This window comes from Flavobacterium ammonificans, from assembly GCF_020885975.1.
GTDB classification, from domain to species: domain Bacteria; phylum Bacteroidota; class Bacteroidia; order Flavobacteriales; family Flavobacteriaceae; genus Flavobacterium; species Flavobacterium ammonificans.
Genome location: NZ_AP025183.1, coordinates 1,453,935 through 1,466,539, shown reverse-complemented (window position 1 = coordinate 1,466,539; position 12,605 = coordinate 1,453,935). Strand labels below are relative to the sequence as shown.

Annotated in this window: 11 protein-coding genes; 10 read left to right on the top strand and 1 reads right to left on the bottom strand. The window is 33.0% G+C overall.

Features of this window, described 5'->3' with window-relative positions; translation table 11 throughout:
- The first annotated feature begins 62 nt into the window (after positions 1-62).
- From LPC23_RS06630 to LPC23_RS06605, 6 genes are all read left to right on the top strand, one after another.
- Positions 63-530 carry a MarR family winged helix-turn-helix transcriptional regulator gene (locus tag LPC23_RS06630; protein ID WP_229329011.1) on the top strand — a complete coding sequence of 156 codons (468 nt, stop codon included), beginning with the start codon at positions 63-65 and terminating at the stop codon, positions 528-530.
- Positions 514-2,904, top strand: coding sequence for a 3-hydroxyacyl-CoA dehydrogenase/enoyl-CoA hydratase family protein (locus LPC23_RS06625; protein ID WP_229329009.1), 2,391 nt, complete (start codon positions 514-516; stop codon positions 2,902-2,904). The genes LPC23_RS06630 and LPC23_RS06625 overlap by 17 nt, the downstream gene beginning before the upstream one ends.
- A 53-nt stretch (positions 2,905-2,957) precedes the next feature.
- Entirely contained in the window at positions 2,958-4,139 is a 1,182-nt protein-coding gene (locus LPC23_RS06620) for an acetyl-CoA C-acyltransferase (RefSeq protein WP_229329007.1), read from the top strand.
- Between the two features lie 43 nt (positions 4,140-4,182).
- Complete coding sequence (locus tag LPC23_RS06615) at positions 4,183-5,973, top strand: acyl-CoA dehydrogenase family protein (RefSeq protein ID WP_229329005.1); 1,791 nt, start codon at positions 4,183-4,185, stop codon at positions 5,971-5,973.
- A 137-nt stretch (positions 5,974-6,110) separates the two neighbouring features.
- Positions 6,111-6,632, top strand: coding sequence for a superoxide dismutase family protein (locus LPC23_RS06610; protein WP_229329004.1), 522 nt, complete (start codon positions 6,111-6,113; stop codon positions 6,630-6,632).
- A gap of 117 nt (positions 6,633-6,749) precedes the next feature.
- Positions 6,750-7,946, top strand: a complete 1,197-nt coding sequence (locus LPC23_RS06605; protein WP_229329001.1) for an LETM1-related biofilm-associated protein — start codon at positions 6,750-6,752, stop codon at positions 7,944-7,946.
- On the opposite strand, the gene LPC23_RS06600 is transcribed toward LPC23_RS06605, so the two are convergent.
- Complete coding sequence (locus tag LPC23_RS06600) at positions 7,943-8,866, bottom strand: LysR family transcriptional regulator (protein ID WP_229323816.1); 924 nt, start codon at positions 8,864-8,866, stop codon at positions 7,943-7,945. The genes LPC23_RS06605 and LPC23_RS06600 overlap by 4 nt on opposite strands.
- 295 nt (positions 8,867-9,161) lie before the next feature.
- Here LPC23_RS06600 and LPC23_RS06595 point away from each other — a divergent pair, with 295 nt between their 5' ends.
- From LPC23_RS06595 to LPC23_RS06580, 4 genes are read left to right on the top strand one after another with little or no spacing between them, the layout of a single operon-like run.
- Positions 9,162-9,437: a hypothetical protein gene (locus LPC23_RS06595; protein WP_229329000.1), complete on the top strand. Its 276-nt coding sequence runs from the start codon at positions 9,162-9,164 to the stop codon at positions 9,435-9,437.
- Between the two features lie 2 nt (positions 9,438-9,439).
- The gene (locus LPC23_RS06590) at positions 9,440-10,276 is read left to right on the top strand and encodes a DUF6671 family protein (RefSeq protein WP_229328999.1); all 837 of its coding nucleotides are present in this window, start codon (positions 9,440-9,442) and stop codon (positions 10,274-10,276) included.
- Between the two features lie 6 nt (positions 10,277-10,282).
- Complete coding sequence (locus LPC23_RS06585; protein WP_229328998.1) at positions 10,283-11,245, top strand: L-threonylcarbamoyladenylate synthase; 963 nt, start codon at positions 10,283-10,285, stop codon at positions 11,243-11,245.
- Positions 11,242-12,594 carry a dihydroorotase gene (locus LPC23_RS06580; RefSeq protein WP_229328997.1) on the top strand — a complete coding sequence of 451 codons (1,353 nt, stop codon included), beginning with the start codon at positions 11,242-11,244 and terminating at the stop codon, positions 12,592-12,594. The genes LPC23_RS06585 and LPC23_RS06580 overlap by 4 nt, the downstream gene beginning before the upstream one ends.
- Positions 12,595-12,605: the final 11 nt, after the last annotated feature.

Below are 12,605 nucleotides of genomic sequence, written 5' to 3'. Positions count from 1 at the left end.
ATAATAAATTTATTATGCACGCATAGTATTTTTATTTATATTTGAAATCGATATAGTTTAAAATGAAAGATAAAACAATTGATTACTTATTAAGAGCCACTTGGCAAGCGGTTTCTAGAATGTATAATGAAGAAGCTTCAAAATATGAAGCAACAATGGCAACAGGATTTGTATTGTTAAGTATAGATAAAGATAAAGGAACACCATCAACCACTCTTGGTCCAAAAATGGGAATGGAGGCCACGAGCTTAACAAGAACTTTAAAGTCTATGGAGGATAAGGGTTTGTTAATTCGGAAAAAAAATCCTGATGATGGAAGAGGTGTTTTAATATACCTTACTAAACTTGGAAAGGAAAAAAGAGAACTTTCTAAAAGTACAGTATTAAAATTTAATGAAGCAGTAAAAGAATATGTAACTGAAGAGAAATTAAATCATTTTAAAGAGGTTACAGAAATTATTAATGAGTTAATTCAAAACAAAAGAATTTTTAATCAAACGGATACAATAAACAATGAAACGAATCATTAAAAAAGTAGCAGTAGTAGGTTCTGGAATAATGGGTTCTGGGATTGCATGTCATTTGGCTAACATTGGATTAGAAGTCCTTCTTCTAGACATTGTCCCAAATACATTAACAGAAGCTGAAGAAAAAAAGGGACTTACTTTAGAAAATAAAGTTGTTCGTAATCGAATAGTAAATGACCATTTAGCGAATGCTTTAAAATCAAAGCCCTCTCCTATTTATCATACAAAATTTGCGAACCGAATCACGACTGGAAATACTTCAGACGACATGTCTAAAATTGCTTCTTATGATTGGATTATTGAAGTGGTTGTTGAACGTTTAGATATTAAAAAACTAGTCTTTGAACAAATTGATAAGTACAGAAAACCAGGTACTTTGGTAACCTCTAACACTTCTGGAATTCCAATTCATTTTATGAGCGAAGGACGTTCTGAAGATTTTCAAGTACATTTCTGTGGAACGCACTTTTTTAATCCGGCACGTTACTTAAAATTATTCGAAATCATTCCTGGTCCAAAAACCAATCCTGAAGTATTGGATTTCTTGACTGAATATGGTTCTAAGTTTTTAGGAAAAACTTCGGTTGTTGCTAAAGATACTCCAGCTTTTATTGGAAACCGAATCGGAATTTTTGGAATCCAAAGTCTATTTCATTTAGTAAAAGAAATGGGATTGACTATTGAAGAAGTAGATAAATTAACTGGCCCTGTTATTGGACGACCAAAATCAGCAACTTTTAGAACAGTAGATGTGGTTGGATTAGATACATTAGTTCATGTAGCAAATGGTATCTATGAAAACTGTCCAAACGACGAAGCTCACCACTTATTTCAACTTCCCGATTTTATTTCCAAAATGATGAAAAACAAATGGTTAGGGAGTAAAACAGGTCAAGGTTTTTACAAAAAAGAAGGTAAAGAGATTTTATCTTTAGACTTAAATACATTAGAGTACAGAGCTTCGAAAAGAGCATCTTTTGCTACTTTAGAATTAACCAAAACGATTGATAAACCAATCGACCGTTTCAAGGTTTTAGTTAAAGGAAAAGATAAAGCTGGTGAATTTTACAGAAAAAATTTCGCTGCCATGTTCGCCTATTGTTCCAATAGAATTCCGGAGATTTCAGATGATTTCTATAAAATTGATGATGCTATGAAAGCTGGTTTTGGATGGGAAAATGGACCATTCGAAATTTGGGATGCGATTGGCGTTGCAAAAGGAATCGAATTGATGAAGGCAGAAGGATATGAACCAGCAGCATGGGTTAACGAAATGATTGCGTCAGGAAATACAAGTTTTTATACTGTAAAAGAAGGGGCTACTTATTATTACAACATTCCATCAAAATCAGCAACAAAAGTTCCTGGACAAGATGCTTTCATTATTTTAGATAATATAAGAGAAAGTAAAAAAGTTTGGAGTAATAGTGGTGCTGTAATTCAGCATTTGGGTGACGGAATTTTGAATCTTGAATTCCAATCTAAAATGAATACCATTGGTGGTGATGTGCTACAAGCTATCAACAAAGCCATTGATTTAGCCGAAAAAGAATACAACGGTTTGGTTATTGGAAATCAAGGCGCGAATTTCTCTGTAGGTGCCAATATCGGAATGATTTTTATGATGGCAGTAGAGCAAGAATACGACGAGTTGAACATGGCTATTAAAATGTTTCAAGATACTATGATGCGTGTACGTTACTCTGCAGCTCCTGTAATTGTCGCTCCACACGGAATGACATTAGGAGGTGGATGTGAAATGACTATGCACGCCGACCGAGTAGTTGCTGCGGCAGAAACTTATATTGGTTTAGTAGAATTCGGAGTAGGTGTTATTCCTGGTGGAGGTGGTTCTAAAGAAATGGCATTGCGTGCTTCGGATTTATTTCACAAAAATGATGTTGAATTGAATGTATTGCAAGAATATTTCTTAACAGTCGGAATGGCAAAAGTAGCAACATCTGCTTATGAAGCCTTTGATATGGGTGTATTACAAAAAGGAAAAGATATAGTTGTAGTCAATAAAGACCGACAAATTGCAGTGGCTAAACAAGTGGCACTTCAAATGGCAGAACAAGGCTATACGCAACCAATGCAACGAAAAGACGTAAAAGTACTTGGAAAGCAAGCGTTAGGAATGTTTTTAGTAGGAACAGATCAAATGCAAGCAGGTAAATACATTTCAGAACATGATAGAAAAATTGCCAATAAATTAGCTTATGTGATGGCTGGTGGTGATTTATCAGAACCAACCTTGGTAAGCGAGCAATACTTATTGGATATTGAACGTGAGGCTTTCTTAAGTTTATGTACTGAGAGAAAAACATTGGAAAGAATCCAATTTATGTTAACTAAAGGGAAACCATTACGTAATTAATTTTCTTAATCCACACTGATTGAAATTCTATCTGTGTACCAAAAAAATAAAAGATGAAAACAGCATATATTGTAAAAGCATACAGAACCGCAGTGGGCAAGGCTCCAAAAGGCGTGTTTAGATTTAAAAGACCTGATGAATTGGCTGCAGAAACCATCCAATTTATGATGAATGAGTTGCCTGATTTTGACAAAACTCGTATTGACGACGTGATGGTAGGTAATGCCATGCCGGAAGCAGAACAAGGATTAAACGTAGGTAGATTAATTTCGTTAATGGGATTGAAAGTTACTGATGTTCCTGGTGTAACTGTAAATAGATATTGTGCCTCAGGATTAGAAACAATCGGAATGGCAACTGCTAAAATTCAAAGTGGAATGGCGCATTGCATTATTGCAGGTGGAGCAGAAAGTATGTCCTTTATTCCAATGGGAGGTTACAAACCTACTCCTGATTACGGTGTCGCTGCGGCAGGAAACGAGGATTACTATTGGGGAATGGGTTTGACCGCTGAAGCTGTTGCAAAACAATACAATGTATCTCGTGAGGACCAAGATGAATTTGCTTTCAACTCTCACCAAAAAGCTTTGAAAGCTCAAGCTGAAGGTAAATTTGATAAACAAATAGTTCCTATTACTGTAGAACAAACATTTATAAACGAAAACGGTAAAAAAGAAACTAAAACCTATACCGTATCGAAAGATGAAGGGCCAAGAGCCGACACCAACATTGCTGCTTTAGGTAAATTAAAACCTGTTTTTTCTGCTGATGGAAGTGTAACTGCTGGAAACTCATCTCAAATGAGTGATGGTGCTGCCTTTGTTTTGGTAATGAGTGAAGAAATGGTTAAAGAATTAGGCATTACTCCAATTGCACGATTAGTCAATTATGCCTCAGCTGGTGTAGAACCAAGAATTATGGGTATTGGACCTGTAAAAGCAATCCCGAAAGCGTTGAAACAAGCAGGATTGACATTAAACGATATTGACTTAATCGAGCTAAACGAAGCTTTTGCATCTCAATCATTAGCAGTTGTTCGCGAATTAGGTTTGAACCCAGACATCGTAAACGTGAATGGTGGCGCTATTGCTTTAGGTCACCCACTAGGTTGTACTGGAGCTAAATTATCGGTGCAATTATTTGATGAAATGAAAAATCGAGGTAGCAAATACGGTATTGTAAGTATGTGTGTTGGAACTGGTCAAGGTTCAGCAGGTATCTACGAAATTTTATAATTAAACAATATTGATTTATCAAACAACAGTAAAAAAATAAATTATGGAAGATATTACTAGAGGAGGACAATTCCTTGTAAAAGAAACTAAATGTGAAAATATATTCACACCAGAAGATTTTTCTGAGGAGCAAATCATGATGCGTGATTCGGTTAAAGAATTTGTAGACAAAGAAATTTGGCCGTTCAAAGATCGTTTTGAAAAGAAAGATTATGCTTTAACCGAAGAAACTATGCGTAAAGCAGGGGAAATGGGTTTCTTAAGTATTGCAGTTCCTGAATCGTATGGCGGAATGGGAATGGGATTTGTAGATACTTGTTTAGTTTGCGATTATATTTCGGGAGCAACGGGTTCGTTTTCAACAGCTTTTGGTGCGCATACAGGAATTGGAACTATGCCAATTACTTTATATGGAACAGAAGAACAAAAGCAAAAATACGTTCCGAAATTAGCTTCTGGCGAATGGTTTGGAGCCTATTGTTTAACTGAACCAGGAGCAGGAAGTGACGCCAATTCAGGTAAAACAAAAGCGGTTTTGTCTGAAGATGGAACACATTACAAAATCACAGGACAAAAAATGTGGATTTCTAATGCTGGTTTTTGTTCACTTTTTATCGTTTTTGCAAGAATTGAAGACGATAAAAACATTACTGGTTTCATCCTAGAAAACACAGCTGACAATGGAATTTCTTTTGGAGAAGAAGAACATAAATTAGGAATTCGTGCTTCATCAACTCGTCAGGTATTCTTTAACGAAACGAAAGTGCCAGTTGAAAACATGTTATCTGAAAGAGGAAACGGGTTTAAAATTGCTATGAACGCTTTGAATGTTGGTCGTATTAAATTAGCGGCTGCATGTTTGGATGCACAACGCCGAGTAGTTTCAAATGCAGTAAACTATGCTAATGAAAGAGTTCAATTTAACACTCCGATTTCAAGTTTTGGTGCTATTCGTGCTAAATTAGCTGAAATGGCTACCTCTACTTATGCGGGAGAAAGTGCAACTTATCGTGCAGCGCAAGATATTGAAACTCGAATCAAACTTCGTGAAGCGGAAGGTATTTCACACCAAGAAGCTGAATTAAAAGGAGTTGAAGAGTTTGCCATTGAATGTTCTATCTTAAAAGTAGCCGTTTCAGAAGACGTACAAAATTGTGCTGATGAAGGTATTCAAGTATATGGCGGAATGGGATTCTCTGAAGATACTCCAATGGAATCGGCTTGGAGAGATGCTCGTATTGCACGTATTTATGAAGGAACTAACGAAATCAACAGAATGCTTGCTGTGGGTATGCTAATCAAAAAAGCCATGAAAGGTCAGGTAGATTTATTAGGCCCTGCAATGAAAGTGCAAGAAGAGTTAATGGGTATTCCTTCTTTTGACACACCAGATTATTCTGAATTATTTTCAGAAGAAAAAGAAATGATTGGTAAATTGAAAAAAGCATTCTTAATGGTTGCGGGTGGTGCTATTCAGAAATTTGGAACTGATTTAGAAGCACACCAACAATTATTGATGGCTGCCGCTGATATGCTAATTGAAATTTACATGGCTGAAAGTACAGTTTTGAGAACTGAAAAATTAGCAAAAAAACAAGGCGAAGCTAATGTTCAAGAACAAATAGCAATGGCTAGATTATACTTATATCAAGCTGTTGATATTGTAACTCAAAAAGGAAAAGAAGGTATTGTATCTTTTGCTGAAGGAGATGAACAACGAATGATGTTAATGGGGCTACGTCGTTTTACTAAATATACTAATATGCCAAATGTAGTAGCGCTAAGAGAAGTAATTACTTCAAAATTAGTTTCAGAAAACACTTACTGTTACTAAGCATAAAGATAGTTTTTAGTTTGAATTTAATTTGTTTTGAAAACCGCTTCTGATTTAATTCAGAGCGGTTTTTGATTTTTAAATTATTTAACTTAAATTATAATTTTATGTGTAACTTTATGCAATAAATAAAAATCATGAAAAAAATAATCTTTTCAATTGTCTTAATTATCGTTGTAATTATTGGTTGCAAAACAGTGTCGAAAAACACCAAACAATTGCGATTAAATTTTGAAGCTAAAAGCAATAGTAATGTAACGGGAACTGCAACTTTTATTGAAAATAAAGGTAAAGTTACTTTTGAAGCTAAACTTTCAGGATTACAGCCAGGTGTTCATGCAATACACATCCATGAAAAATCAGATTGTTCAGCAGCAGATGGTAGTTCGGCAGGTGGACATTGGAATCCTACTTTTAAAAAGCATGGAAAATGGGCCGAAGGAGAATACCACAAAGGAGATATAGGTAACTTTACAGCTGATGAAAATGGAAATGGAACAATAACTTTAACTACTGATGAGTGGTGTATTGGTTGTGATGATCCAACTAAAGATGTTACAGGCAAGAGTCTTATTGTTCATAAAGACAAAGATGATTTTGTATCACAACCTACAGGAAATTCTGGAGCACGAATAGCTTGCTCAGCTATAATAAAATAGTTGCATTTGTAAATCGTATATAAAACCGTTTTGTGAATTGATACAAAACGGTTTTTTATTTTTTATTTCATCTTTGGAACAAGAAAAAAACATAGCTTTGTATTTTAATTTGCATTAATGATTAACCCTTCAGTTCCAGGATGGATTGCTAAATTTTATAGCGAACAAAAAATTTCAGAAATGGAATTGGTTTCCGATAGTAGTTCATTTTATGAATCCCTACAAACATCGGGTTTTATCTACGGTCATATCATTGCACTTCATACCAACACTCCTATTCCAATTCAAGGTTGGTTTAAAGAAGAGGTTTCAAAAGTAGCGTTATTCAACTCGCTTTTGGAAGTATATTTATTAACTAATGATACGTTAAACTGGTCTGAATTCATTGAGAAAACTGTATCATATTACAACGAAATGCATCCTGAAGGTTTTAACTTATTCAAAAAGTTACTTCCGAAAAATAGTCCTTCGCTAACACTTGAAAAATTCATTGATGAAAGAGTGCAAACTAATGAGAATAGTATCATCAAAAATTTCTCTCACTTAGTTACAAATGCACTTTTATTTATTGATGTTTTAGGATTTCGTCAATTTTTAATTCACGGCAATATACCTGAAAAATATCTCAAAAGAATTGAAGAAACCATTGTGAATATTGTGACTTTGGCATTAAAGGTGAAATCAGATAAATCTCAATATGATGACTTGCTGATCAAACTTTTTGAAGCATCAATTCGCTACAGCAAATTTTCTGCTCCAACCAAATTAAATCTAGATAGTTTTCAACTAGAGTACTTTACCGATGAACTTGAAAAAAAATATTTAATTGATATTGCGGGTATGGCAATGTGGAATGACGGCGTATTAGATTCCAATGAGTTATTCTTTTTAAAGGAATTAGCTGCAAAACTCTCAATATCAGAAGAATTTGTAGATCAAAGTGTTCTCAAAACAAATCAATTCATTTCTAAGCACAAGAAAAATATCCCATACTTTAATTATTCTAATCCTGTAAAGCATTTTTACGAGCATACTACTCAAAGTGTCCTCACATTACTTGCTAGAAACAAAACTAGATTGGTAAAAGAAATTGTTCAAAGTAAAGAATTAATGATGCTTATAGCTATTTCAACCACAAGAGATTTAGACGAAAAGGAGAAAAAGAAGATAAAAAAACAAATTCTTGATGTTTGTAAAACTATTCCATCGCTAACTATATTTCTTTTACCAGGAGGAAGTTTACTATTGCCATTGCTGATTAAATTTATTCCAACAATGCTTCCTTCGTCATTTAATGAAAATTTAGAGGACTAGTAATTATTAATCCAAGAAAAAACACTTTCATTAATTCTTAATTTTTCTGCTTGTAAATAAGTTAGATAAGCTTGTGCTACAGGGCTCATTTTTTTATCCTTTAGCCATATTAATTTCCAATTAGAAATCATAGGTAAATCTTCAAACTGAATTATTTTTATGTCACCTCTTTCTAGCTCATTCTTCAACCCAATCAAAGGCATAATGGAAACTCCTAAACCGGATATTACTGCTTGTTTTACAGCTTCATTTGATGTGAGTTGGAGTTTGCTTTTTACAACTAACCCTTTATTTTTAATGTATTCTTCCATATACAATCTAGTAGCCGAACCCTCTTCTCTAAAAATTAATGGAATGTCTTGAAGAAGAGTTTTCATCTTAAACTCATCACTATATCGTATTTGCTTTCCCCCAACAAGAAATAATTTATTTTCCATTAAGGATTCAAATTCTAAATTGATATCATCTGGAATGCTAGACACTAATGCAAAATCGATTTCATTATTCTTTAGAGCTGTAATTACTTTTGTTTTATTTGTTACATCCATTTCTAATTCAATCCCTTTATTGGCATTCATAAAATCAGATAAATAAAATGGCATTACGTACTTACCGGTAGAAACAACTGAAATTTTTAAAACACCAGACATAATCCCTTTATATGCCAGTGACTTATAATTAATTTTATTAACCTCATTTACGATTTGCTCAACAGCAATTGCAATTTCTTTTCCAAAATCAGTTATATAAAGCTGTCTACCAATAACTTCTGTTAAAGGTATCTCAAATTGATCTTGTAAATTTTTTAATTGAATGGATACCGCCGGTTGAGAAAGATTTAACTCCTCTGCAGCCTTAGTAATACTTCTAGTTTTTGAAACTTTCAAAAAAACTTTTAATTGATGTAGAGTATAATTCATAAGATTAATTTATAAGTTTTATAACAAATATAAATAAAAATATATACATAAAAAAAAGGAAATTTGTCAAAAATAGGAATTGATGAAAAATATTGTTTCAAAAATTAAAAAAATTATTTTAAACTATTTGATAACAAACTCAAAATTTACCTATTTATTAATCCTTTTCGTTTTAATAATTGGGTTAATTACAAACATTCTGTTTGAATTTTCTTTATGGTCAATTAGTATTCTTGGAACATCCTTGCTTATTGCAACCTACTTATTAAAAATCTTAAAAATTAAACTTTAACTAATGGAAAATGAATTTGAATTTGAATTAGTAAATGGAAATTTCAATCCTGAAGAAGCCAAAACAGTAATTAATTCATTGATAAATAGTAAAATTAACTTTCACAATTTAGAAGATTTTAGTAATAGTATTCGATTCAATTCTGATAGTTCACATTCTAAAATTAGAATTGAACAATTGAATGAAATTAAGACTAAAATAAATCAATTATTGACTGAAGCGAATTCAAAAAACTTAAGTGTTGAACTCAATTGTCATTTCGAAGTAAAATTTAAATAAGAATGTTTCAAGGTCGTAAACTACTTATTGCAACAAAACATAAAAAAGAGAAAGTAATTTCTCCTATAATTGAAAGTGAGTTAGGAGTAATTAGTGAAATCAACACACTTTTCGATACCGATAGTTTGGGGACTTTTAGTGGGGAAATCGATAGAAAGGATGACGTAATCACTACTCTCAAAAAAAAATGTTTACAAGCTATGGATCTTCATAATGTTGATCTAGCTATAGCAAGTGAAGGCTCTTTTGGAGCTCATCCTTCAGTATTTTTTTTACCTGGCAATGAGGAGTTTTTAATATTAATTGATTTAAAAAACAATTTAGAAATTACGGCTAGTGAATTAGTAACAGATACTAATTTCAATGCTCAATTTGTTTCAGAAAAAGACGAATTACTAGAATTTGCCAAACGGGTTCATTTTCCATCGCATGGATTAATTTTAAAATCTGATAAGGAAAAATGGGAAAAAATATACAAAGGAATTACAAACGAGGATGAACTTATTGAAACATTTGAAAATCTAAAACAAGAATTTGGCAAGGCTTATGTTGAAACTGATATGAGAGCCAATTACAATCCAACTAGAATGAATGTAATTGAAAAAACTACTCGAAAACTGGTTGATAAAATTAAGAATGAATGTCCTCAATGCGCTTGTCCGGGATTTGATGTTGCTAGTGTAAAAAGAGGGTTAGCTTGTAGCCAATGTAATTCTGCAACTCAATCCATACTTAGTCTATTGTATTGCTGCAAAAAATGCAACTACTCATTAGAAAAAATGTACCCAAATAATAAAAAATCAGAAGATCCAATGTATTGTGACTATTGCAATCCTTAACTATTTATGACACTAATCACTAAAGATATTCAAAAAGCTGTAGCCGCTTTAAACAAAGGGCAAGTAATTGCTATACCGACTGAAACTGTATATGGATTAGCGGCCAATATTTATGATGACAATGCCGTAAATTCTATTTTTGAAATTAAAAAAAGACCGAATAATAACCCATTAATTGTACACATTAAGTCAATAGATCAGTTAGCTAGTGTTGCAAGAGAAGTCCCTCCTATTGCAGAAAAACTCGCAAGTCACTTTTGGCCAGGACCTTTAACACTTGTTTTAAAAAAACAAAAAACAATTTCCAATCTTATCAGTTCTGGGAAAGATACCGTAGCAGTAAGAGTTCCAAACCATAAAGTGACACTCAATTTACTTGAAAATTTAAATTATCCACTTGCTGCTCCAAGCGCAAATCCATTTGGTTCAATTAGTCCAACAAATACTAACCATGTATTTCAATATTTTAACGATCAAATTGATATCATTTTAGAGGGGGGAAGTTGTAGTAATGGAATTGAATCTACTATTATTGGTTTTGATAACAATGAAGCTATACTTTACCGACATGGTTCAATCGCCATAGAAGAAATTGAAAAAATCACTGGACCTCTTACAATTGTGACTAAAGATAATACTGCCCCAAGTGCTCCTGGAATGTTCACAAGACACTACGCACCGTCAACCAAATCATTTCTGGTAGACGATAGTCGCAAAGAATTGGAATCATTTGGTACTGAAAAAATAGGTGTGCTTCAATTTCAACATAAAATAGAAACAGATAGACCTATAACTCAATATGTTTTATCCCCAACTGGAGATTTTATGGAAGCTTCAAAAAACTTATATGCGTATTTACATGAAATGGATTCTCTTCAATTAGACATCCTTTTGATTGAAAAATTACCAAACATCAATTTAGGGAAATCAATTAACGATCGATTAAACAGAGCAGTTGCAGAATCATGAGACTAATTATTAGAAACGCCAAAATTGTAAATGAAGGTACAATTGTAACAAAGGATATCTTAATCAACAATGAAAGAATAGAGAAAATTGACCATTCGATTTCTTTAGATGCTGGACATTTATATGAAGAAATTAACGCAGAAGGTCTGTATGTACTTCCAGGTTTTATTGACGACCAAGTTCATTTTAGAGAACCTGGATTAACACATAAAGCAACCATTTTCTCAGAATCTAGGGCAGCTGTAGCGGGAGGAATTACATCCTTTATGGATATGCCTAATACGGTGCCAAATACACTCACCAATGAACTACTTGAAGAAAAATATGCGTTAGCTTCTAAAAGCTCATTGGCAAACTATTCTTTTTTTATGGGATTAACCAAAGACAATTGGGAAAAAACTTTAAAAACTGATACAGAAAATGTTTGTGGAGTTACTGATGACGGTTTATATTTTTCTAAAGAGGATGGAATAATAGCAAATTACCCTGACTATATTGAGAAAATATTTGCTAATTCAAATACATTAATTGCTTTGCACAGTGAAAATGATGCCATTATTAAAAACAACACAGCGCTTTACAGACAACAATTTAACAATGACATTCCTTTTAAATACCATTCCTTAATTCGAAGTGAAGAAGCTTGTTATGAAACAACAAAAAATGTAATTGATATAGCAAAAAAGTACGATAATCGATTGCATCTTTTTCACATTTCGACAAGTGCAGAAACTGAGTTGTTTGAAAATTCAATACCATTACATAAAAAACGAATTACTGCAGAAGCTTGTGTCCATCATTTATGGTTTTCAGATAAAGATTACGATAATCTTGGCGCAAAAATTAAATGGAATCCATCAATTAAGTCCGAAAGCAATCAAATTGGGTTATTCAATGCATTACATAGTGGAAAGATAGATATAATTGCTACCGATCATGCGCCACATACTTTGGAAGAAAAAAGTGGAAATTATTTTGAAGCGATGTCGGGCGGACCACTAGTTCAGCACGCCTTACCTGCTTTACTTGAATTTTACCATGAAAACAAAATGTCGTTAGAGATGATAGCGGCTAAAACAGCTCACAATGTAGCCGAAATATATAAAGTAAAAGAGCGAGGCTATATTAGAGAAGGCTACTACGCTGACTTAGTGTTAGTCGATTTGAATAATCCATGGCAGGTTACACCAAATTCTATTTTGTACAAGTGTGATTGGTCGCCATTTGAAAATCAAATATTCAAGAGCAAAATAATATCTACAATTGTCAATGGTCAGGTTGTCTATTCCAATGGAAAATTCAATGAGATCAAAAACGGAATCAGATTAAAATTCGATAAAATTCGATAACATATTAAACT